Here is a 21,379-nt window from a genome sequence, read left to right on the forward strand (position 1 = left end):
ACTCCCGGCCGTGCGTCCGCGTGGCCGGGTCAACCCACCCGGAAGGAAACAGGATGACCGCATTGCTTGAGCGGCCTACGACGGTATACCGGCGGTATACTGTCGTCATGGCTGACACCACCGTCAAGGTCGACCCCGCAGTCCGTGACCGCCTCATGGTGCTCGCCCGTGAACGCGGGATGACCATGCGCGACCTGATCGCCGAGCTGGCGGGGGCCACGCCCACGCAGGAGGAGCTGCGGAAGCGGTACGAGGAGACCAAGGCGTACTGCGAGACGCACTTCGGTGTCACCCTCACCGACGAGGACCACGACAGGGTCGAGAAGGTGTGGCAGGACCTGGAGGCCGGACAGGAGGTGGAGAGCCTGTGAGCGCCACAAAGGGAGGCGGAAGTCCTGGAGCCGCCGGTCCCGCCGGACCCGCCGGATCGACCGGTGTCGTCTTCGACGAGTCGGCGCTGCTGGCGCTCGGGTCGGGCAACTCGCTCGCCTCGCAGTTCGTGTCGAACACCGAGCACGGGCCCACCCGGCACGTGTACGTGCCCGCCCTCTGCCTCGCCGCCGCCGATGGCATGCGCAAGGGGCTGGCCGAGCACATCGGCGCCCTGCCGGCTGTCGAGATCGTCGAGTTGGACTTCGCGGGCGCGTCCACCGTGGGCGCGCTGCTGCGTGACGGGGTGGAGTGGCGGCTCGGTCACGCGGTCCACCTGTCCCGCCCGACGGTGGACTGGCCGAACGGGCGGCGCGTGCTGACCGTCGACCCCGATCTGTACGCGGATATGCCTCTCGTGCGGACCCTCAGGCTGCCGCGTCAGAGGTAGCTCCAGGCAGGGGGCCCGCGCCCGAGGGGGGTGCGGGCCTCGGGCGTGTGCGCGACAACCGCCTATACCGGGCATAGGGTGGAAAAGCACAAAATGCGCGCTCAAGGTGCCAGGCGAGGAGAAGGTGAGTGCGATGCGCGTCATGATCAAGGCGCAGTTCGACACGGAGAAGGCCAACGAGGCCATACGCAGCGGCAAGCTGCCGGAGCTGATGAAGGAGACCCTGGACCACCTCAAGCCGGAGGCCGCGTACTTCGGGCCCGAGGACGGTTGCCGGACCTGCTGGCTGGTCGTCGACATGAAGGACAGCTCCGACATCCCGCCCACCGCCGAGCCGTTCTTCACCCAGTTCAACGCCAAGGTCTCGTTCACGCCCATCATGAACGCCGACGACCTGCAGAAGGGTCTCTCCCAGATTCGCTGAGCGCACGCACAGATCCACTGAGCGCCCGGTTCCGCCGAGCGCGGCGCCGGCTGCCGCCGCTCAGCTGAAGACGATCATCGACCCCTGCGCCAGGCTCCGCGTCGCCGCCGCGTTCAGGCCCAGCCACACATGCCGTTCCCGGGCGAACGGGCTGTCGTCGAACGGGGCCGGTGCCGCCGGTTCCTCCAGTGACGTGGGGGTCAGCGGCGGGGCCGGGGCCAGCGGGGGGTTCGCCGGGTTGATGCCGAGCGAGGGGGCCACGAACTCCAGCTCCCGGAGCAGGGTTTGGGACGAGCCCAACGGGCCGCCCCCTGCCAGGAGTTCGTCGCTCGAGAGTGGGTGCGGGAAGTCCACGGGGACGTAGGCGCCCGCGTGGTCGTAGTGCCAGACCAGGTGCGACTGCTGGGCGGTCGCCTCGAACATCTCCAGCAACTGCTCGTAGTCGCCGCCCAGTTCGCCCACCGGCGTCACCGGCAGACCGCACACCTGGAGGAGATACGCACGGCGCAGGAAGTGCAGCGCGTCGTAGTCGAAGCCCGCGATCGGGGCCACGTCGCCGGACAGCCCCGGCATGTACGAGTACACCGGCACAGGTGGCAGTCCTGCCTCGCCCAGCACCTTGTCGTAGAGGGCGAGTTCCTCGGCGAAGGGGTTGTCGGGGGTGTGACACAGCACGTCGACGAGTGGGACCAGCCACAGGTCACAGGCCAAAGGAGGACTCCTCGCATCGTCGAAGGCGGCGGTCAGGCACCGTGGGCAAAGCAGTCAGGGCAGCGTAATGGGTCGGGGGCGGGTCGGTCCCCTGCACGACTGGCCAGACACCGACAGGAACAGGTCAGGAACAGGTCAGGAAGCCGACCGCTTCCCGGCGGCTCACGACCCGTCGTGCAGGTCCCATACCCACACCCCGCCCGTCCACTTACCCGGCTTGCCCGTCAGCTTCTCCAGCGTCTCGCGCAGCACCCCGTCGTTGGTCTGCGGGGCCAGCACCAGCACGCCCGCCCGCCAGTACGCGAAGTCCTTCTTCGCCTGCGCCTGCCAGTTGGCGCCGATCGTCGGCGCGACGCCCGTGTAACGCACGTCCCGCAGCATGTTGGAGGTGAAGCGCGGCGAGGCACCGTAGATACCGACGCGCTCCTCGCCGTACGGCCCGTTGAAGTACCCGCCCGGCAGCTTGAAGCCGAGGTCGGCCGCCGTCTGCCAGTGCAGCGACTCCGCGTTGCCGGGATCGGGCAACGGCACCGGCACGAGCGACTCGCCCTTCCCGACGTACGACTTCCACCCGCCGTCCGCGATGAAGGGGGGCACGGCGGTGCGTTCCACCGACTTCAGCGGGGCCGGGACGATCGGCAGCACGGCGAGAAGGACGGCCAGTGTGCCGAAGTACTGCGTGGACAGGCGGCGGGTGGCCGCCAGTTGTTCCACCGCGATGGCCACGAGCATGCCCAGCGCGGGTGCGCAGATCATCGCGACCCGGCCCTCGATCACCGACTCGAACAGCGGCTTCTTCGCGAGCAGCGCCCACGGCCCCGGCAGGACGGTGTCGGTCAGCGGGATGCGGAACTCGGGGCCCAGGGAGAGGAAGGCGGCGGCGACCGCCGTGAAGGCGAGCGCCTTCACCGCCGTGCGCTCCCACATCCGTACGACGATCGCGAAGGCCAGGAGGACGAGCGGCCAGCCGTAGAAGGCGTTCTGTTCGGTGGGGTTGAGGGAGAGCGCGTTCGCCCGGTCGCGGTCGCCCGCGATGAGGGAGCGCTCGGCGAAGGAGAGCAGCGCGAGCGGACTGTTGCCCGCGTTGTCGCCGTGCAGGACGCTCTTGTAGCTCTGCGGTCCGAAGAACTGCCAGGCCAGCGGTAAGGCGACGATCGGCAGGCAGACCGCGCCACCGATCAGCAGGCCGCGCAGCAACGGGCGCCAGGCGGCCTTCGCCACCTCCCGGCGTACGACGGCGTAGGCGAGGGCGAACAGGCCCATCCCCATCGCCGCCAGCAGCAGCGGCTCCTCACCGAGGAAGATCTGGTACGCCGCCATCAGGCCCAGGATCACGCCGTCGCGCTTGACCCGCGCGCCCTCGCACAGCCGCAGGGCGCGGTCGATGATCAGCGGCATCATGAAGAGGATGACGAAGTTCGGGTGCGCGTTGGCGTGGCTGACCATCGGGGGCGCGAAGGTCGCCAGGGCCGCTCCGGCGAAGGCCGCACCCCGTTGCCGTACGACCCTTTTCACGATCAGCCAGTACCAGGCCGTCGCGGTCACGGCGAGGCCCAGGGTCATCACCAGGGCCAGGGAGACCGCCGGGCCGGCGAGGAGCGTGATCGGCGCGAAGGGGACGGAGAGGCCGAGCATGACCGTGTTGGCCATGAGGTTCACGCCGTCGGGGAAGCCCTGGAGGTCGGTGAAGAGCGGGTTGCGGAAGTGGCTGATGTTGTCGGCCGTGACCGCGAAGAACCACTCCCACTGGTTCTGGTCCTGGAGCGAGTCCGGGAGGTAGCGGCCCGCCGGGTCGACCCAGCGGCCCGCGTACAGGGCGACCGCCATGAGGAGGAACAGGGTGACCGCGAGGAGGTCGGCCGGGCGGAGCGCGCGCGCCTTGAGTGCCGCCAGCTCGGCGAGGACGCGGGCGTAGTCCAGCGGGCGTACCTTCGAGCCGGACTGGTGGGCCCAGCGGACCGGGATCTCGGCGACCGGCCAGTCGGCGCGGCGGAAGTGCTGGAGGACCTCGACGTCGATGCCCCAGCCGTTGAGCCGGGACGCGGCGAACGCCGTACGGGCGCGGTCGCCGTCGAACAGTTTGAAGCCGCACTGGGTGTCCCGTATGCCGGGGACGGCGACCCTGCGTATCAGCAAGTTGCCGGCCCGGCCGAGGAGTTCACGCACCCGGTGCTGGTGGTGCTCGATCGTCGCGCCGGGCACGGAACGGGAGCCGATCGCCGCCGCGTGCCCCTCGGTGAGCGCCTCGTCCAGTACCTCCAGCTCCTCTATGGGCGCCGCCAGATCGGCGTCCGTGACCAGGACGCGGGCGCCGCGCGAGGCGGCGACCCCCAGGCGCAGGGCGTTGCCCTTGCCCCGGTTGCGGGGGCTGGTGACGAGCTGGACGCGGGGGTCGGCGAGGCCGGTGACGAGGTCGCGGGTGCCGTCCGTGGAACCGTCGTCGACGACCACCACCTCCCAGGCGCCCCAGCGGCCCTCGTTCTCCTGGAGGTGACCGGTGATGGCAGCGAGGGTGGGGCCGAGCCGCTGCTCCTCGTTGTAGGCGGGAACGACGACGGTCAGGTCGAGGGTGCCGGTGGTACGGGTGGGAGCACTCATCCGGCCGTGCCCCCGTTGCCCCCGTCGCCCGCGGCCGCCGTGACGCCGTCGTCCTTCTCGTTGTCGTTCTCGTTCTGCTTCTTCTCCTTGTCCTCGCCTCCGTCGGGGGCGAGGTCGGAGTGGCCGGCGGGACCGGCGGGGCCGTTCGCCAGGCCTTCGATGAGGGCGAGGGAGTGCGCGTCGTACGCGTCCACTATCCGGTGCGCCTCGGCGAGGTCGCGGCGCGTCAGCGCGTCGACGACCTCGGTGTGGTCGGACCACAGATGCCCGCGCAGATCGGCGATCCGGCGCAGGTGCTGCACCGCGCACACCCAGGACTGGACGCGCAGCCGGTGCAGGAAGTCGGTGAGGTACTGGTTGCCGAACAGGGCGCCGAGTTCGCGCCAGAAGCGCAGGTCGTAGCCGATGAGGATGTTCAGCTCACCGGCGGTGGCGGCGCGGCGCGCCTCCTCGCCCCGGCGGCGGACACCGGCGAGCGCGGCGGCGGCGCGGGGGTCGCCGACGCGGACGAAGAAACCGCGCGGCCCCGGGCTGTCACTGGCGAACCCACCCATGCGACCGCCTGCACCTCTGCCTGTTCCACCACCCGCAGGACCGGCCGCCAGACCCTTCGCCAAGCCGTGGAACATGCCGTCCGTGACCAGGCCGCGGGCCTCGATCATGCCCCGGAAGTCGGCGAGCGAGTACTCGTGCACCCGGAAGCCACGGTGGTGGTCGGCCTCCAGCAGGCCCTGGGCCGACAGATCGACCAGGGCCTCGCGGACCGGCGTCGCGGAGACGCCGTACTGCTCGGCGATCTCCTTGACCGTGAACTCCTGGCCCGGCTGGAGACGGCCGGCCAGCACCTCGTCGCGGAGCGCGTCCGCGATCTGCTGTCGCAGGGTGCTGCGGGTCACGGCGCCGTTGCCGCTGCTGGCGGGCATGTCCGGGCCCTCCCCCTTCACGCGTGTGGATGACTACTCGCATATGTCTACGAGCACGTCACCTTACGCGTTCGGGTTCCAGGGATACTTTCCCGTGCGCTTACCCGACTTGCCCGGGTATTCGCCCTTATGCGGTGTGGTTGTCGGTGTACTCGTCGGCGACCGCCAGCGCGGCGTCCAGGGCAGCGAGCCCCTCCTTGGCCTCGGCCTCCGTCACGTTGCAGGGCGGGACGACATGGGTGCGGTTCATGTTGATGAACGGCCACAGCCCGTTCGCCTTCGCGGCGGCGCCGAACGCGGCCATCGGCGCGTTGGCCTCACCGGCGGCGTTGTACGGCACCAGCGGCTCCCGGGTCTCCTTGTTCCGTACGAGGTCCAGGGCCCAGAAGACACCGGTGCCGCGGACTTCGCCGACGCTCGGGTGACGCGCGGCCAGCTCCCTGAGCGCCGGGCCGATGATGTTCTCGCCGGTGCGGGCGGCCTGCCCGACGATGTCCTCCTCCGCCATCACGGTGAGCGTGGCGACGGCGGCGGCGCAGGCGAGGGGGTGCCCGGAGTAGGTGAGGCCGCCGGGGTAGGGGCGAGTGGCGAACGTCTCGGCGATGGCACCCGAGATCGCGACACCGCCGAGGGGCACATAGCCGGAGTTGACGCCCTTGGCGAAGGTCATCAGGTCGGGCACGACGTCGAACAGGTCGGCGGCGAACCACTCACCGGTCCGCCCGAACCCGGCCATGACCTCGTCCAGGACGAAGACGATCCCGTACTGGTCGCAGAGTGCGCGCACCCCGGCGAGATAGCCGGGCGGCGGGATCATGATGCCGGCGGTGCCGGGGATGGTCTCCAGGATGATCGCGGCGATGGTGCCGGCGCCCTCGAAGACGATGGTGTCCTCAAGGTGCTGAAGCGCCCGCGCGCACTCCTGCTCCTCGGTCTCGGCGTAGAACTTGGACCGGTAGAGATAGGGCGCCCAGAAGTGCACGACCCCGGCGGTGCCGTTGTCGGAGGGCCAGCGGCGGGGATCGCCGGTGATGTTCACGGCCTGCTGGGTGCCGCCGTGGTAGGAGCGGTAGGCGGACAGCACCTTGGGCCGCCCGGTGTGCAGCCGGGCCATGCGTACGGCGTGCTCGACGGCGTCGGCGCCGCCGTTGGTGAAGAAGATCTTGTCGAGATCGCCCGGGGTCCGCTGGGCGATGAGCCGAGCGGCCTCCGACCGCGCCTCCACGGCGAAGGCGGGCGCGAAGGTCGTCATCCGCCCGGCCTGCTCCTGAATGGCCGCGACGACCTTCGGGTGCTGGTACCCGATGTTCGTGAAGACCAGCCCACTGCTGAAGTCCAGGTACCGCCTGCCGTCGTAGTCCCAGAAGTACGCCCCTTCGGCACCGGCGACGGCGAGCGGGTCGATGAGCTCCTGCGCGGACCAGGAGTGGAACACGTGCGCACGGTCGGCGGCCTTCACGGCCGCGCCGGCCTGGGGGTTGGGCTGAGGGGTCATGCGGGGGAGCGTAGGTGTCCTGGGTAACGGCGGGATATCGGCGTCCTGTCTGCGGTCTGGCGCTTTACACGACAGGTTGTCGCGTGTCCTGATGAGAAAGTAGGGGGGTGCGGGGGAGGGGAGAAGGGGGAGGCGGCGCAGGCATGGACAAGCTCCGGGACGGGGATCCGGTGCGGATCGGGGCGTACCGGCTGCTCGCGCGGCTCGGCGCGGGCGGCATGGGGCATGTGTATGTCGCGCGGTCCGAGCGGGGTCGTACGGTCGCCGTCAAGCTCGTTCGGCGGGAGCTGGCCGAGCAGGAAGAGTTCCGGGACCGCTTCCGGCAGGAGGTCGCCGCCGCGCGTCGCGTCGGGGGGCACTGGACGGCGCCCGTGCTCGACGCCGACACCGAGGCCGCCGTGCCCTGGGTCGCCACCGGGTACGTCGCCGGGCCGAGCCTGCGACAGGTCGTCGGGCACGACCACGGGCCGCTGCCCGAACACTCGGTGCGCGTCCTCGCCGCCGGGCTCGCGCACGCGCTCCAGGACATCCACGCCGCCGGGATCGTCCACCGCGACCTCAAGCCGTCCAACGTCCTGGTCACCATCGACGGGCCCCGCGTCATCGACTTCGGCATCGCCCGCGCCCTGGAAACCGTCACGGAGGGCGGCCTCACGCGCGCGGGCGCGCTCGTCGGCTCACCCGGCTTCATGGCGCCCGAACAGGTACGCGGCGACCGGATCACCGCCGCGGCCGACGTCTTCTGCCTCGGCTCCGTCCTGGCGTACGCCGTCACGGGCGCCCTGCCGTTCGGGGCGGTCGGCAGCGGGGCCCACGCCATGATGTTCCGCATAGCCCAGGAGGAACCCGACCTGACGGGCGTCCCGGAGGGCCTGGCCGCCCTCCTCCGCGACTGCCTGCACAAGGACCCGGCCCAGCGACCCACACCGGAACAGATCCTGGAACGTACGGGGAGTACGGGGAGTGCAGGGCCTACGGGGAGTACGGGGGTGTCGGCCGACGCCGACGCGGCCGGCCACGAGCGGGACACCTGGCTGCCGGGCGCACTGGTCGCCCAACTGGGGCGACACGCGGTGCAGTTGCTTGAGGCGGAGGCAGAGGCGGAGGCGGATGAGGCAGCGGATGAGGAGGCAGTGGCGGAGGCCGACGTGGAGAGGCCGGACGACATCCCGCCCGAGCACGCCCCACCCACCGGCCCGCCCGCCGATCCGGCCCACGGCCACCCCCAGCACCATCCGCAGCCCTTCGCCGCCGCCCCCGGCGACAGCCAGCGTTCCCCTGTCTGGCCCGGGGACCCGGCGCTCGAAGAGCCCGCCCTACCGGCCGAGTGGAGCGCGACGCCCGCTGTCACGCCGCTGCCCTACACCGTGGTGCGCGCGCAACGCAGGGAGGCGCGAACCCGGAGGTCCCGCCTGTCGGTGGCACTCGGCGCCGCCGCCCTGGTCGTCGCCCTCGGGGCCGGCGCGTCCATCGTCACCACCCTGCTGAACGGCGACGACGACACCCCGACCGTGCCCCCGAGCCCTACGCCGACCTCGGCGCCGGCCGGTGCCGCCGTACCGTCCGGCTTCCTCGGCACCTGGACCGCCTCGATCGACAACTCCACGGGCCACAACACGCGTCGGCTGACCATCAGGCAGGGCGAGGCGGGCGACAGAGTGCTGACCCTGGTCGCCGACGGCCCCACCTACCACTGCGTGTTCGCCGCACCCCTGGCCGAACGGCCCACCGACGAAGCCCTGTTGAGGATCTCCCCGTCCCAGATCACCACCGGCGAACCCCCCTCCGCCTGCACTCCGGGCGCCGCCTCGACGCTGACCCTACGCAAGGACGGCACGTTGGAGCGGGCGACAGCGGGCGGTGGCGGAAAGCTGACGTACGAGAAGAAGAGCTGAACCTGCACGTCGACAAGCAGGTGACTTCTGGTCAACTTATGGCCGAGATCATGCACTACACGCACACTTTCCTCACGGGTCACACACATGTAACTCCCGCTGTGAGCACGGCGTTTGCACGTGGCGTGCAGTGAATCGCCGGGCAAGTGGTTTTCCCGATCCGCGATCCGGACTCCGAAGGCAGCTCTTGTCATGCCCTGTTGGCCTATGGCTATGGTGAGCGCCGCGCTGACGGCAGGGATCTGACCACCCTGTTGTGTCGCGCGCACATCATTCGGCGGCCGGGGGGACTGTACCGCCACGGGGGGATTGGTTCGTCATGCCGCGATGCCGGCTCGTTGTGAACGCCTACTTGACCGCTGCTGTCTGCGGCCCCTGTTCCCGCAACGGGACGGCGGGCTGACCCTCGCGTGTCCCACCCGCCTCTTCGGGCGGTCACCCCTTCCTGCCTGCCCTCATTCGCTTCGCTTGCTACGAAGGATTTGCTTTTGCGCTTCAGACCGGGGTTGTTCAACCCCAGAGCACGAGCCTCCGCCACACTCACCTCCGCCGTCACGTCCATAGCCGCCCTGGCCGTCCTCGGCGGTCTGGTCGTCCAGCCAGGCCTGCTCGACCGGGACGCCGCACAACCAGTCGCTGCGGCGGGCGACTCGTACGACGGCTTCGACTCCAAAGCGGCCGAGCAGCTGCGCGAGGATCAGTGTGTGGCCGTCGATGCCCTGCGAAAGGGCGGGCCCAACCTGTTCGCCCTCGCGCAGAACGCCGTCGGACTGCCTGCCGATCAGCTCCACCAGAAGCTCCGCCGGGATCCCTCGGACGCCAACACCCCACTGCACCAGGCCTTCGGTGCGGACGGCGCCAGCAGCACGCAGTGGGACGACAAGATGTTCGCCCAGGAGTTCGCGCTTACCAACGCCGTCAGCGGCTTGAGTTTTTTCCCTGGCGAACCCGACGACGAGTTCAAGGTCTACGAGCAGACCGGGCTGCAACAGTGGGTGTGGCAGTCGTACAGCAGCTCGATCGACTTGTTCTCCCCGTTCTACGATCCGTCGCCCACCGCTGACGACAGGACGAAGGCCGCCGCGCTCGCGATCGGCGACCCGCTGTACACCACCGGGGGCAATCCGGAGGAGCAGCAGGCGTGGAAGCTGTGGAAGAAGAACTCGGGGAAGATCGAACCCAATGTGTTGTTCGTTCCCAGGGTGTTCGCCGATGACGCCCGTATCTTCCTGGCCTCCGGCGGCTTCCCTCGCACAGCCCCGGCCCCGGGCACCCCGGAGTTCCGCATCGCGGTCGAGGACCTGAAGGCCCGCTTCGCGTCGTGTGCGTGGCACGCCCCGATCGACCCGAACCGGGTTCTCGGCAAGGAAGTGGCGCAGGCCTCCGCCGAGTGGCAGCAGGAGATCGCCGCGCAGGCACCGCAGCGGCAACAGATCCTCGCTGCCGGCCTCAACGCCACGAACGCGTTGCGGGACGGCACGTTCGCCCTGGGGCAGATCCTCGGCCAGTCATGGCTCGCGAACTACTCCACCCGCTGGCAGGACTACTGGTCCGCGGGCGGGCTGGGCTGGATCGACGACAGCTATGTGACGATCGAGGTCCCGGGCGCGAGGGGCAACTGCCTGGACGTTGCGGGCAACGGCAAGACCAACGGCACACCCGTCCAGATCTACACCTGCAACGGCGGCGCGTCCCAGCAGTGGACGCTCGAGGGCAAAGAGGGCGATCTCCACCTCCGCAATGTCGGCTCGCTGAGGTGCCTGGACGTAGCCGGAAACGCGGCGGCGAACGGCACGAAGATCCAGATATCGGACTGCTACAAGTCCGCAGGGCAGTCGTGGAAGGGCGACGTCCGTGCCGCCTCGCCCCTGAAGAGCGTCACCACGGGCAAGTGCCTGGACCTGAGCGCGTTCGCGAAGAGCACGGACGCTCGGTTGTGGGACTGCAAGAACGCCGCCGCCTCGCAGAAGTTCCTGATCAAGCCGTCCGGCCACAACGGCACGGACAGCCCCTCGTACCCGGACAAGGCTGAGTTCGACAAGGCGAAGAAGATCGTCAGCGACGCCCAGGCGGCGGCGAAGAAGCAACTGGCCACGATCAGGACCCAGTTGGAGAACGCCAAGAAGTCGGCGACCGCATCCGACGCCGCCGAGCAGGCCGCGTACGGCATCGCGGATGCGGCCGGCGCGCCGCGGGGGCGTGGGCTTCTGGTCGGTCAGCAGAAGGCGCAGGTCACCAAGGGGACGGTGGCGGCGCTGACGGCGACGGTGAAGGCCGGTGAGACGGCCGAGGCCGCGACCAGGGCTGCGGTGGGTGACAGCGCGACGATCGCGCAGCGGGCTCAGGCCCAGGCCGCGCAGGTCAACGCGGAGTTCCGTAAGGAGGCCGCGCACGCGGCCGAGTTGCAGGCGAAGGCCGCGGCGGACGCGGCCAAGCTGCACCGGGACAACGCCAAGAAGGACAAGGAGACGGCGGAGGCGAAGCTCGCCGTCGCGGTGAAGGCTGAAGCGGACGCGAAGGCGGCTGCCGCCGACGCGCGCGCCAAGCGGCTCGCGGCCGAGGCCGAGGAGAAGACGGCCAAGGCGGAGAAGGACACCGCCACCGCCAGGCAGATCGAGGCCAACCAGCACAAGCAGACCGCGCAGGCCGAGGCCGCTGACGCGAAGGACGCCAAGGAGAAGGCCGAAGCCGCCGAGGCGACCGCGGTCGCCCGGAAGAACGACGCGGTGACGGCCCGCGACGAGGCCCGCGATCTGCGGGACGACGCCTGGGACGCCGAGCAGAAGGCGGACGCCACCCGTGCGAAGGCGGACGCGAAGGAGGCGTTCGCCCAGGCCCACGAGTCCGACAGCGACGCGGGGGAGTCCAGAGCGGCAGCGGACGCGGCCGCCGCGCACGCGGATGACGCTGAGGCCGCTGCCGGCCGTTCCCGGGCCGCAGCGGACGCCGCCACCCAGGCAGCAGCCGAGGCGGACGCCGCGGCCACCCGCGCCGAAGCGGCCGCCAAGCGCGCCCGCTCGAACGCGGACGCCGCGCAGGCCGCCAAGCTGAGGGCCGACGCCGCCGTCGCCACCGCGACCAGCGCCGTGGCCGACGCCATCACGGCGTCCCAGCACGCCTCCTCCGAGGCCAGGACGGCCGTCGAGCTGGCGGACGAGGCGGAGAGTCTGGCCAGGACCGCCAAGTCCCAGGCGGACGAGGCGAACAAGGAGGCCGCCAAGGCCCTGGCAGCCTCGGCGAAGGCCGCAGGCTTCGCCCATGTCACCGCGCGGGCCGCGGTCGACGCGGGCAACGCCGCATCCCAGGTCGCCAAGCCGGCCAACGACGCGATCGAGCTCGGCTCCCCCTACGTCACCACCGACTCGGCCGCAGGCCTGGTCGTGCTGGCCGGTCAGGCGGCGAAGTCGATCGCCGAACAGCAGAAGGCCGTCGCCGACGCCCACGCCAAGAACGCGCAGGCGGAGGCATCCGCGGCCAAGAACCTCGCCGACCAGGCGACGGGCGACACGAAGATCGCCTACCAGTACGCGGCCAACGCCGCCACCCATGCTGCGAACGCCCGCACCTACTCCAAGGAGGCCCTCGGCTACGCGGCCGACGCCGCCAAGGCGGCCTCACAGGCATCGTCGTCCCTGGCCCGCACCATCGAGTACGACCGCCAGGCCACCACCGACGCGACCGCCGCCGACCAGGCAGCCGGACGCGCCGAGGGCTACGCCAAGGACGCGCGCGCCGCCGCCGACCAGGCAGCCCTCGACGCGGCAGCAGCCCGCGACGCCGCAGCCACGGCGGAACAGTCCGCCAGGGACGCCCGAGCCGCCGCCGACCGCGCGGACGCCGCCGCCACCGAAGCGGAACAGGCGGCGAAGGACGCGCTGAAGTACGCGCAGGAGGCGCAGGACGCCGCCGACCGGACTGAACGGGCGGAGGCCAACAAGGAACGCTCCGAGGGGTCCGGTACGGGCATTCCCGGTGTGTTCGCCGTTCCGGACGAGTCCACCGTCGAGATCGTCAGCTCAAAGCAGATCGGCATCTGCCCTGGAATGCCGGAGGCCGCCTTCCAGGGCTGCGACGCGAAGTACGACCTGGTCGTCACCTACGAGGCCGACTTCTACCTGTGCACCGACGACCAGGCCGAGGCCACGGCCGACGGGTGCCCGAAGCAGGCGTGGAATTTCCTCCAGCGGTCGACGCTGAAGAACATCAAGATCGATGGCTGGACGCACAAGTTCTCCGGCAAGGACATCATCCGTGCCGGATGGCAGAACCTCTTCGGCGATGTGGCCGGAGCGATCCTGTTCTCCGTCTTCGCCGAAGACCTGATGGACTGCTGGCACGGCGACAAGTCCGCCTGCGCCTGGAGCCTCGCCACATACATCCCGCTCGAAGGCGCCGTCGGCCCGATCGCGCGTGCCGTCAAGGCCCTCGACGCCGCTGCCAAGACCGGAATCGGTTATGCGGACGCCTGGAAGGCACTACGCGCCCTCGACGGGCTGTCCAATGAGGCCCTCGCCGGCATCGCAGCCAAGATCGGCAGAATCCTTGGCAAGTCGTGCGAGCGCAACAGCTTCCCCGGCACCACACCAGTGCTGATGGCAGACGGAACGACTAAGCGGATCCAGGACGTCAGGGTCGGCGACGCGGTCCTTGCCACCGATCCCGAAAGCGGCCGCACAGAAGGCCACACCGTCACCGACACCATCTACACGCCGGACGACACCGACTTCGCCGACATCACGATCGGCGTTGGCAACGCACGGATCACCGCCACCCAGCACCATCCCTTCTGGTCGCCCAGCGCGCATCGCTGGATCGACGCCGGCGACCTCAAGCCCGGCCAGACCCTGGGCACCAACGACGGCCGGACCGTCACCGTGGCCAGCGTCCACCCCTACCACCGGCTCCACTCGGCCTACAACCTCACCGTCGACAACCTCCACACCTACTACGTCCTGGCGGGTAGTACGTCGGTCCTCGTCCACAACTCGGCATCGGTGTGCGAACACATCGCGCTCGGCCTGCAGACGGTGGATGACGACGTAATGGCCCTCGATGAGTTCGCCATGGAACGCGATGCTTTGACATACCACGATTGGCCTGGGAGTGGCCCGTGGTACAAGAAGTTCGAAGCGTATCTCTCTTCAGGATCCACGACGAAGATCTCGTTCAACCTGGACGGAATCACTGACCCCCTCGCCGCGGCCCGTGCGGGGAAGACAGTCGATCCGTCCGGATTCGAAGGCTTGACGAACTGGGAGCTCTACAAAATCGGCCAGTCTCCGCAGGCGTGGGACAGAATCACCTGGTACAAGGGAGGTCGGGTAGATGACAACCCCTTCAAATGATCGCGCAAGTTCCGCCGTCATGTTCACATCCGATCGGACCTTCAGAGTCTGGCGTTATGGGGTCGGACACTCCCAACTGCTCCTTCGGGCAGTTCCCGACAGTACGGAAACTGCTTGCCTGGACCTCCTTTTCGAAGGTGTGACTGCCATGCAGTTGGTCCAGCAGTACAAGTCCATTGATCTGTGCTCCGCAAGCAAGTCCGAAGCCGAAGAGATTCTCGGTTTCTCTGGAATCAGCCCGTCCGGCAGAAAGCTGCATCTGCCTGTCGTCCTTCGGTCCAGAAGCGGATCCGGATTCGTGCTGTGCCGAAGCGTTACTGCTACGCGCGGCGGAGAAGACCCCGTCGGATCCGACTTCGACAGCGAAGACCGCAGCGTCATCTGGAGTAGTCGCCCGCAGGCGTAGGCGGACGGCGAGCCAGCCTGAACGAGTAGCGCCCCGCCACTGCACAGTGTCGGGGCGCTACTCCGCTCGCGCCTCGGCCTCCTCCAGAAATGCGCCTCCTCGATCGCGGCCACCACCCGTAGGCCGGCGACTCGCTGGCCTCCGTCCAGTTCCTCCCGCTAGCGACCCTGAAGAACATCAAGATCGACGGCTGGACGCACAAGTTCTCCGGCAAGGACATCGTCTGCGCCGGATGGCAGAGCCTCTTCGGTGATGTGGCCGGATCGATTCTGTTCTCCTTCTTCGCCGAGGACCTGATGGACTGCTGGCACGGCAGCAAGTCCGCCTGCGCCTGGAGCCTCGCCACGTATGTCCCGGTCGAAGGCTTGCTCGCCCCGATCGCGCGTGCCGTCAAGGCCCTCGACGCCACTGCCAAGACCGGCATCGGCTTCGAGGACGCATTCAAGGCACTACGCAGCCTGGAAGGTCTGTCGCCGCTGGCAAAGGAAGGAATCGGCGCCAGGGTCCTCCGACAGCTGTACGAGACGTGCACGAAGCGCGGAAAGTCGGCGACGCTGCCTGGCCGCTCCCGGTATCCGCCGGACCACCCCGGTCATCAGTGAGCGGTGTGCATTGTGAAGTCGCTGTTCGCGGGGGCGGTTTCCTCGGCCGCAGCCACCTACCTCACCGCGCCTCCGGTGGCCGCTGCCGAGGCATGTTCGGCCGTGCCCCCGGGGCGACCCCGAAGCGCCCCTGGTGCACCGTCGCGTCCTGGCGGGGCACCTGCATCCCCGCCGACTGGATCCCCAGCGGCGCGGAGCCCGTCCGGAACTCCACCATCCAGTCCGCCGTCTCCGCCCGGATCAGCTCCGTCACGTCCTCCGAGAACCTCCGCAGCACCCCGAGGCACCGGTCAGCGGCCTCGCCCGCTGTTCCCTCCGTCGGGCCCAGTACCTCCCGGACGCTCTCCGACGCCCAGTCGAACTGCAGCACCTGTAGCCGCCGCTGCACGGCCTGCGCGGTGGCGACGTCCCTTATCCACCCCGAGGTGACCCCGAAGAACCGGTCGACGGCCACGCACGACACCGCGATCAGCAGCGCCAGATACCCCCAGGGGGCGACCCCGCCCATCACCCCGGTGAGATCGAGCAGCGGCAGCGCGGCCCCGGCGACCGCCCCGAGCGCGGCGCCCGTACGCAGTGCCCGGGCGCCCCGCCGTTTCCAGACCCGGTCGGCGAGGTACCAGGCCGCCGTCTCCAGGGCCCCCTGCTCCACCCACCGGTACAGCTCGTCGAGGCGCGGCGCGGGCTCGCCCCAGTCGCCGAGGGGGAAGGGCCGGCCGGTGAGGTCCCCGGGCCGCAGCCCGGCGAAACCCAACCCGGGGGGACCTTCGCTCCGCACCTCGTGGGGCGGTCTCTGGGGCGGCCCCTCGGGCTGCATCTCCGGCTGGCTCACCCGGCACTCCCTTAACTGAGCAACTAGCAACTGAGCTGCTGAACAACTGGGCAAACTGACCACAATCATCACGGTGCGTGACACCGTACGTGTGCCCGCGTGACGTCTGGTGCTGTTGTAAAGCTGTCGTGCCGCCCCCTTCCTACCGCCCAATGGGTGGCGGTAACCGGCTTTCGTTTCTTTTCCGCTCGGAAGAGGTCCTTGATCAGGTATAGGCCAGAGGACCGGCTCACTCGAAAGAGTGCTGGGGCGACGGCCGACCGGACCACGTAGGCTCGTGCTGAACGAAGATTTTTGTACGGACATGGTTCCGGACACTGGTTCCGGACATTGGTCCGGACGACTACGGACAACGAGGAGCTGATCGTGATCCCCGGTGGTGGCCAGCCCAACATGCAGCAGCTGCTCCAGCAGGCCCAGAAGATGCAGCAGGACCTGGCGAACGCGCAGGAGGAGCTGGCGCGGACCGAGGTCGACGGGCAGGCGGGTGGTGGTCTGGTCAAGGCGACCGTGACGGGCGCCGGCGAACTGAGGGCCCTCAAGATCGACCCGAAGGCGGTCGACCCCGAGGACACCGAGACTCTCGCCGACCTGGTCGTGGCGGCCGTACAGGCGGCGAACGAGAACGCGCAGCAGCTTCAGCAGCAGAAGCTGGGCCCGCTGGCCCAGGGTCTGGGCGGCGGCGGGAGCGGCATCCCGGGCCTGCCGTTCTGACGTTCGCACCGCGCGCCCCCCGTCCTGCCTTCCTCAGGTGGGTGGTGGCCAACTACGGTACGTACAGCAGGCCGGACGGAACCATGAACCGTGAACCGTTGTGCTGAAGCACCAGGAAAGGCAGTCCGTTGTACGAAGGCGTGGTCCAGGACCTCATCGACGAACTGGGGCGGCTCCCCGGCGTCGGTCCCAAGAGCGCGCAACGGATCGCCTTCCACATCCTCCAGGCGGAGCCGACGGACGTACGGCGCCTCGCGCACACCCTTCTCGAAGTGAAGGCGAAAGTCCGCTTCTGCGCGACCTGCGGGAACGTGGCGCAGGAGGAGCTGTGCAACATCTGCCGCGACCCGCGCCGGGACACGACGGTCATCTGCGTCGTCGAAGAGCCCAAGGACGTCGTGGCGATCGAGCGGACGCGTGAGTTCCGGGGCAAGTACCACGTCCTGGGCGGTGCGATCAGCCCGATCGAGGGGGTGGGCCCGGACGACCTCCGCATAAGGGAACTCCTGGCCCGCCTGGCGGACGGCTCGATCACGGAACTGATCCTGGCCACGGACCCGAACCTGGAGGGCGAGGCGACAGCGACGTACCTCGCCCGCATGATCAAGCCCATGGGCCTCAAGGTCACCCGCCTGGCCAGCGGCCTCCCTGTGGGTGGCGACCTGGAATACGCGGACGAGGTGACCCTTGGCCGCGCCTTCGAGGGGAGACGACTCCTAGATGTCTGACGCCACGCTGCACAACACGACACAGGACCCCGATGACTTCGCGGTCCAGATCGCCGACCAGGTGGAGAGCTTCCTGGTGGCCGTCACCGAGGTGGCGAAGGGCGACGAGCCGGACTCGGCAGTGCCCTTCCTCCTCCTGGAGGTCTCCCAGCTCCTGCTCGCCGGCGGCCGCCTCGGCGCCCACGAGGACATCCTCCCGGACGAGCGCTACGAGCCCGACCTGGGCCCGGAACCGGACGTGGACGACATCCGCGAACGGCTGGCGCTGATGCTGGACCCGGTGGACGTCTACTCGGAGGTCTTCGACCCCTACGAGCCCCGCAAGGCCCCGGTCCCGGCCCGTATCTCCGACGACCTGGCCGACGTCATCGCCGACCTCCGCCACGGCATGTCCCACTACCGCGCGGGCCGCACCACGGAGGCCCTGTGGTGGTGGCAGTTCTCGTACTTCTCCAACTGGGGCTCGACGGCGTCCGCGACCCTGCGCGCACTGCAGTCCCTGGTCGCCCACGTCCGCCTGAACCAGCCCCTGGCGGAACTGGACGGCCTGGACACCGACCAGGAGCTCGGCGACGAGACCCTGGCGGAGGAGGCCGGCAAGGTGATGGTGGAGGAGATCGCGGAGCCGCTGGGGCTGCGCACGGTGAAGTAGGCATCAGGCAGGTTGTGCTGAGCGGTCGGGCAGAGGTCAAGCGCCGGATGCGGGAGAACCAGCCCGAGGCGTCCGGCGCAGTCTCAGGTGGCCGGGTCTGGTGGGGGAAGTGGGGCGGGTGACTCCATCGCCCCCACCGCCTTCAGCAGCCTCCGCAACCGCCCCGCCTCCACGAACGGCGTCGTAGCCGTCGGCTCGCTGTACCACCGCAACGGCCACGTGTTGCCGTCCAGCGCCGGGATCCCGATGTACGTCACGGTGCGCGATCCCTTCTCGCCGAACCGCTGTACGCCCAAGGGCCAGTTGTTCTTCCGTACCTCCCCGGGCGCGAGCAGGAAGTACATCCAGCGGAACCCGGTCAGTTCACAGACGACGGGCCCCGCGTCCCCGTCGGCCGCCTCGATGAGGTCGGCGGCGACTTGTTCTCCGCGTACGCCCTGGATGCGGATCGCGTCGAAGTGGACGCCGGACAGGCGGAGGTGGTGGCCGGCGAGGGGGACCCAGTCGGGGCGGTAGTGGGGGATTGCGTTCGTCATGGTCACACGGTGACGTGTGCGGGGCTACGCTCAGTAGTGACTGAGGTGATACACACCGGGGTGTATCAGTCGGAGGTGGCCGCTGTGTCAGTCCAGTACAACTCCAACACCAACTCGCAGCCGTCGCCGGGCACCTGGCGTTACAGCGGCAACCAGCTGAAACGCTGGCGCACGAAGGCGAACATCACCCGTGAGGAACTGGGCGCCGCCGCCAACTACTCGCCGGACACCATCAAGTCCATGGAGCAGGGCGTACGAATGCCGACGCCACGCGTGCTCGACGCGGCCGATGAGCTGTGCCGCGCGGACGGCTTGTTGAGTGCGGCGAAGGAGTACGTGAAGAGGGAGCCGTTTCCGGCTCGGGCGCAGGACTTCATGCAGTACGAGAAAGAGGCGATCAACCTCTGTTGGTACGAGCCTGTTCTCATCCCGGGCCCCCTGCAAACGGAGTTGTACGCAAGGAAGTTGATCGGCGATCACGTCCCGCCGCTGGACGAGGAGACCATTGAGGAGCGGGTGGCGGCGCGGGTGGAGCGCCAGCAGATCCATACCCGGAAGCCACCGGTGGGGTGCAGCTACGTGCTGTACGAGGCGGCGCTGCGTAGCCCGTACGTGGACGAGGATCAGCTGATGCACCTCCTGGAGGTCGCCAAGCTGCGCAACATTTCGATCCAGGTGCTGCCCTTCAGCAGGGCGATGGCTGCCGCCCTGCACGGCGTGATGGTGCTGCTGGAAACCCAGGACCACGAGCGCGTCGCGTACACGGAGGCGCCGTCGGCGAGTTATCTGACCGCCGCCCCTGAGGTGGTGAGTGCTCAGGCGGAGCGGCTTAGCATGATCCGCAGTATGGCCCTCGACCCCTACGAGTCGGCATGCTTCATCGAGCGGATGGTGGCAGAGCTATGAACGACGAGTTGAAGTGGTTCAAGTCGCGCTACAGCGACGGTGAGGGTGGCGCCTGCGTCGAGATCGCTCTCGACTGGTTCAAGTCGAGTTACAGCGACTCCGAAGGCGGCGCCTGCGTCGAAGTCGCCCTCCCCGCCCCCCGAACAACCGTCCACCTCCGCGACTCCAAGAACCCCACGGGCCCCGAACTGCGCATCACCGCCTCCGCCTGGACGGCGTTCGTTTCCGCAGCTCAGCCCGGAGCTTGAGCCTCCGGCTTCGAGCTCTTCTTCTGGGTTTTGGGATGGGTGAAAACCTACCCAACCAACCAATTCTGTACGTGAGTTGAGGCGGCTTAGCCTGAACGGGTGACGTTCCGTGATCGGCTTGCGCCGGAACGTAAAGCCACCCTAGGTTCACGGCAAACAAGCAAATAGATCGGCCCCGGCCGGTGTTAGAGCACCAATGCCAGGGCCTAGACCTACGCATCGAAAAGAGCCTTCGATGGTGGCTTACGCCAACCCTAGCCCTGCCCTGCCGTCCCCGTCGCACCCCATGGCCAATACGGGCTACGGAAAACGCGCAACGGGTGACGAAGACCCGCACGCCGACCCGGACTTCGCGCATCTGTGCCCCCGCGACCGTGAGATCGCCCTCTTCGTCGACCACCTCGAAGACGGTCACGCCATGGGCTACAAGGCCATCGCTGTGGAGCACCCTCGCTACGGCCAGCAGGCCGTACGCGTCTCGATGGGCCGCATCACTCTCGCCGGACACCTGCGCTGGATCAAGGAGCACATCACCGCCGAGGACAACTCGATGCGGTGGGTGACACGCACGTACTGGTCGCGTACCCGCAGGTCGGCGCAGTGGTGGGCGGAGTTCGTACGGGAGCGTCGCGGCAGGGACGTGACCGGGCGCTATCAGCCGGGGCTGGCCCGTGTCGAGGAGACCGAGGAGACCGAAGCGTCCGAAGAGACCGAGGCAACCGAGGCGCAGGCCCCGGAAGCCGTGCGGTCGGAGGCGGACGAAGAGGCGGCCGAACAGCCCGCGGAGCAGCCCAGCGCGGCCTACCAGGCACTCGCCGAACTCCGCGCCGCCGACGGACGTATGCCCCTGTCCGACGGCGACTGCCGTTCCCTCGAATCCCTCGCCATGGAGTGGCTGACCCGTGGTGCGAGCACCGACGACATCACCCGAGCCCTGACCGACGGCCTCCCGCCCGACGTCACCAACCCGGGCGGATTCGCCCGCAAGCGATTGGAGAGCAAGATGCCGCCGAAGAAGACGAAGCCGGGACAGCAGGCCGACCGCCGCGCCCGTGTGACCCGCGTGATCATGGCCTGTGGTCTGTGCGACGCGGACGAGCGCACGGTGGAGATCGTCAGCGGACTGTGCCGTGAATGCCTGGCGGAGTGCGAGCTGGACGGGCCGGTGTTCACGCCCGTCCCGGAGACGTTCCTCCCCGGCCCGCGCAGCGGCGGTGGCCTGCCGGGTGCCGACGAGGTCGTGGACATCACCGACCGCGTCGACGCACTGCGCCGCGCGGCGAGGCTGGGGAGCCGGAGGTGAACGAGCCGGTAGAGGCCAGGCATCTGTCCGTGGACCTCGGCACGCATCCGAACCACGAGCAGGTGCGGCGCGCCGCCGGGCTCGCGGCCATGCGGGCGTACGAGGCGGAACGCGGACTCTTCACTGAGGTGGAGCGGGTGCAGGCCGGCGCGCGGACCGGGCGGCTCTTCGAACCTGCTGACGGCGACCACAGCGACCCTCGACAGGGCGGTCCGCTGGACAGGAGCGGTGTATGAGCGTG

At 69.2% G+C, this 21,379-nt stretch carries 19 protein-coding genes; 13 read left to right on the plus strand and 6 right to left on the minus strand.

Features of this window, described 5'->3' with window-relative positions; genetic code table 11:
• Positions 1 to 107 precede the first annotated feature (107 nt).
• The 3 genes from OG734_RS25955 to OG734_RS25965 all read left to right on the plus strand — a co-directional run bounded on the left by OG734_RS25955 (position 108) and on the right by OG734_RS25965 (position 1,244).
• The gene (locus tag OG734_RS25955; protein ID WP_330289891.1) at positions 108 to 371 is read left to right on the plus strand and encodes a hypothetical protein; all 264 of its coding nucleotides are present in this window, start codon (positions 108 to 110) and stop codon (positions 369 to 371) included.
• Positions 368 to 820, plus strand: a complete 453-nt coding sequence (locus OG734_RS25960; protein ID WP_330289892.1) for a hypothetical protein — start codon at positions 368 to 370, stop codon at positions 818 to 820. Before OG734_RS25955 ends, OG734_RS25960 begins: the two co-directional genes overlap by 4 nt.
• 133 nt (positions 821 to 953) lie before the next feature.
• Positions 954 to 1,244 (plus strand): DUF3303 family protein, encoded by a 291-nt coding sequence (locus OG734_RS25965; protein WP_330289893.1) that lies wholly within the window; start codon positions 954 to 956, stop codon positions 1,242 to 1,244.
• Between the two features lie 60 nt (positions 1,245 to 1,304).
• Here OG734_RS25965 and OG734_RS25970 read toward each other — a convergent pair whose 3' ends face one another.
• The 4 genes from OG734_RS25970 to OG734_RS25985 all read right to left on the minus strand — a co-directional run bounded on the left by OG734_RS25970 (position 1,305) and on the right by OG734_RS25985 (position 6,971).
• The gene (locus tag OG734_RS25970) at positions 1,305 to 1,955 is read right to left on the minus strand and encodes a hypothetical protein (RefSeq protein ID WP_330289894.1); all 651 of its coding nucleotides are present in this window, start codon (positions 1,953 to 1,955) and stop codon (positions 1,305 to 1,307) included.
• A gap of 162 nt (positions 1,956 to 2,117) precedes the next feature.
• A complete protein-coding gene (locus OG734_RS25975) occupies positions 2,118 to 4,553 on the minus strand; it encodes a dolichyl-phosphate beta-glucosyltransferase (protein WP_330289895.1) in 2,436 nt (811 codons plus the stop codon).
• Entirely contained in the window at positions 4,550 to 5,476 is a 927-nt protein-coding gene (locus OG734_RS25980; protein ID WP_443064909.1) for a GntR family transcriptional regulator, read from the minus strand. Before OG734_RS25980 ends, OG734_RS25975 begins: the two co-directional genes overlap by 4 nt.
• Before the next feature lie 127 nt (positions 5,477 to 5,603).
• Positions 5,604 to 6,971: an aspartate aminotransferase family protein gene (locus OG734_RS25985; RefSeq protein WP_330289896.1), complete on the minus strand. Its 1,368-nt coding sequence runs from the start codon at positions 6,969 to 6,971 to the stop codon at positions 5,604 to 5,606.
• Between the two features lie 143 nt (positions 6,972 to 7,114).
• Here OG734_RS25985 and OG734_RS25990 point away from each other — a divergent pair, with 143 nt between their 5' ends.
• From OG734_RS25990 to OG734_RS26000, 3 genes are all read left to right on the plus strand, one after another.
• Entirely contained in the window at positions 7,115 to 8,866 is a 1,752-nt protein-coding gene (locus tag OG734_RS25990; RefSeq protein WP_330289897.1) for a serine/threonine-protein kinase, read from the plus strand.
• 488 nt (positions 8,867 to 9,354) lie between these two features.
• The gene (locus OG734_RS25995; RefSeq protein WP_330289898.1) at positions 9,355 to 14,211 is read left to right on the plus strand and encodes a ricin-type beta-trefoil lectin domain protein; all 4,857 of its coding nucleotides are present in this window, start codon (positions 9,355 to 9,357) and stop codon (positions 14,209 to 14,211) included.
• A gap of 660 nt (positions 14,212 to 14,871) precedes the next feature.
• Positions 14,872 to 15,219: a hypothetical protein gene (locus OG734_RS26000; protein ID WP_330289899.1), complete on the plus strand. Its 348-nt coding sequence runs from the start codon at positions 14,872 to 14,874 to the stop codon at positions 15,217 to 15,219.
• A gap of 61 nt (positions 15,220 to 15,280) precedes the next feature.
• On the opposite strand, the gene OG734_RS26005 is transcribed toward OG734_RS26000, so the two are convergent.
• Positions 15,281 to 16,051: an SLATT domain-containing protein gene (locus tag OG734_RS26005; RefSeq protein WP_330289900.1), complete on the minus strand. Its 771-nt coding sequence runs from the start codon at positions 16,049 to 16,051 to the stop codon at positions 15,281 to 15,283.
• A 366-nt stretch (positions 16,052 to 16,417) separates the two neighbouring features.
• Between OG734_RS26005 and OG734_RS26010 the strand changes: the two genes are divergently transcribed.
• From OG734_RS26010 to OG734_RS26020, 3 genes are all read left to right on the plus strand, one after another.
• Positions 16,418 to 16,765, plus strand: coding sequence for a YbaB/EbfC family nucleoid-associated protein (locus tag OG734_RS26010; protein ID WP_006373444.1), 348 nt, complete (start codon positions 16,418 to 16,420; stop codon positions 16,763 to 16,765).
• Between the two features lie 128 nt (positions 16,766 to 16,893).
• On the plus strand, positions 16,894 to 17,493 hold the full coding sequence (recR, locus tag OG734_RS26015; RefSeq protein WP_330289901.1) for a recombination mediator RecR: 600 nt from the start codon (positions 16,894 to 16,896) through the stop codon (positions 17,491 to 17,493).
• A complete protein-coding gene (locus tag OG734_RS26020) occupies positions 17,486 to 18,145 on the plus strand; it encodes a DUF5063 domain-containing protein (protein WP_330289902.1) in 660 nt (219 codons plus the stop codon). Before recR ends, OG734_RS26020 begins: the two co-directional genes overlap by 8 nt.
• 83 nt (positions 18,146 to 18,228) lie before the next feature.
• Here the strand turns inward: OG734_RS26020 and OG734_RS26025 are convergent, their stop codons facing one another.
• Entirely contained in the window at positions 18,229 to 18,681 is a 453-nt protein-coding gene (locus OG734_RS26025) for a hypothetical protein (RefSeq protein ID WP_330289903.1), read from the minus strand.
• Between the two features lie 84 nt (positions 18,682 to 18,765).
• Between OG734_RS26025 and OG734_RS26030 the strand changes: the two genes are divergently transcribed.
• From OG734_RS26030 to OG734_RS26045, 4 genes are all read left to right on the plus strand, one after another.
• Entirely contained in the window at positions 18,766 to 19,587 is an 822-nt protein-coding gene (locus tag OG734_RS26030; RefSeq protein ID WP_330293788.1) for a helix-turn-helix domain-containing protein, read from the plus strand.
• On the plus strand, positions 19,584 to 19,835 hold the full coding sequence (locus OG734_RS26035; protein ID WP_330289904.1) for a DUF397 domain-containing protein: 252 nt from the start codon (positions 19,584 to 19,586) through the stop codon (positions 19,833 to 19,835). The genes OG734_RS26030 and OG734_RS26035 overlap by 4 nt, the downstream gene beginning before the upstream one ends.
• Positions 19,836 to 20,121: 286 nt before the next feature.
• A complete protein-coding gene (locus tag OG734_RS26040; RefSeq protein ID WP_330289905.1) occupies positions 20,122 to 21,138 on the plus strand; it encodes a hypothetical protein in 1,017 nt (338 codons plus the stop codon).
• On the plus strand, positions 21,135 to 21,374 hold the full coding sequence (locus OG734_RS26045; protein WP_330289906.1) for a hypothetical protein: 240 nt from the start codon (positions 21,135 to 21,137) through the stop codon (positions 21,372 to 21,374). The genes OG734_RS26040 and OG734_RS26045 overlap by 4 nt, the downstream gene beginning before the upstream one ends.
• Positions 21,375 to 21,379 lie beyond the last annotated feature (5 nt).

Origin of the sequence: Streptomyces sp. NBC_00576 (assembly GCF_036345175.1) — a bacterium.
In the GTDB taxonomy this organism is placed as follows: Bacteria; Actinomycetota; Actinomycetes; order Streptomycetales; family Streptomycetaceae; genus Streptomyces.

Coding starts and splice junctions, on each gene's coding strand:
- OG734_RS26040 (WP_330289905.1), top strand. CDS start 20,122: ATGGCCAATACGGGCTACGGAAAACGCGCAACGGGTGACGAAGACCCG.
- OG734_RS26020 (WP_330289902.1), top strand. CDS start 17,486: ATGTCTGACGCCACGCTGCACAACACGACACAGGACCCCGATGACTTC.
- OG734_RS25965 (WP_330289893.1), top strand. CDS start 954: ATGCGCGTCATGATCAAGGCGCAGTTCGACACGGAGAAGGCCAACGAG.
- OG734_RS25980 (WP_443064909.1), bottom strand. CDS start 5,476: ATGCCCGCCAGCAGCGGCAACGGCGCCGTGACCCGCAGCACCCTGCGA.
- OG734_RS25985 (WP_330289896.1), bottom strand. CDS start 6,971: ATGACCCCTCAGCCCAACCCCCAGGCCGGCGCGGCCGTGAAGGCCGCC.
- OG734_RS25975 (WP_330289895.1), bottom strand. CDS start 4,553: ATGAGTGCTCCCACCCGTACCACCGGCACCCTCGACCTGACCGTCGTC.
- OG734_RS26035 (WP_330289904.1), top strand. CDS start 19,584: ATGAACGACGAGTTGAAGTGGTTCAAGTCGCGCTACAGCGACGGTGAG.
- OG734_RS26025 (WP_330289903.1), bottom strand. CDS start 18,681: ATGACGAACGCAATCCCCCACTACCGCCCCGACTGGGTCCCCCTCGCC.
- OG734_RS25990 (WP_330289897.1), top strand. CDS start 7,115: ATGGACAAGCTCCGGGACGGGGATCCGGTGCGGATCGGGGCGTACCGG.
- OG734_RS25955 (WP_330289891.1), top strand. CDS start 108: ATGGCTGACACCACCGTCAAGGTCGACCCCGCAGTCCGTGACCGCCTC.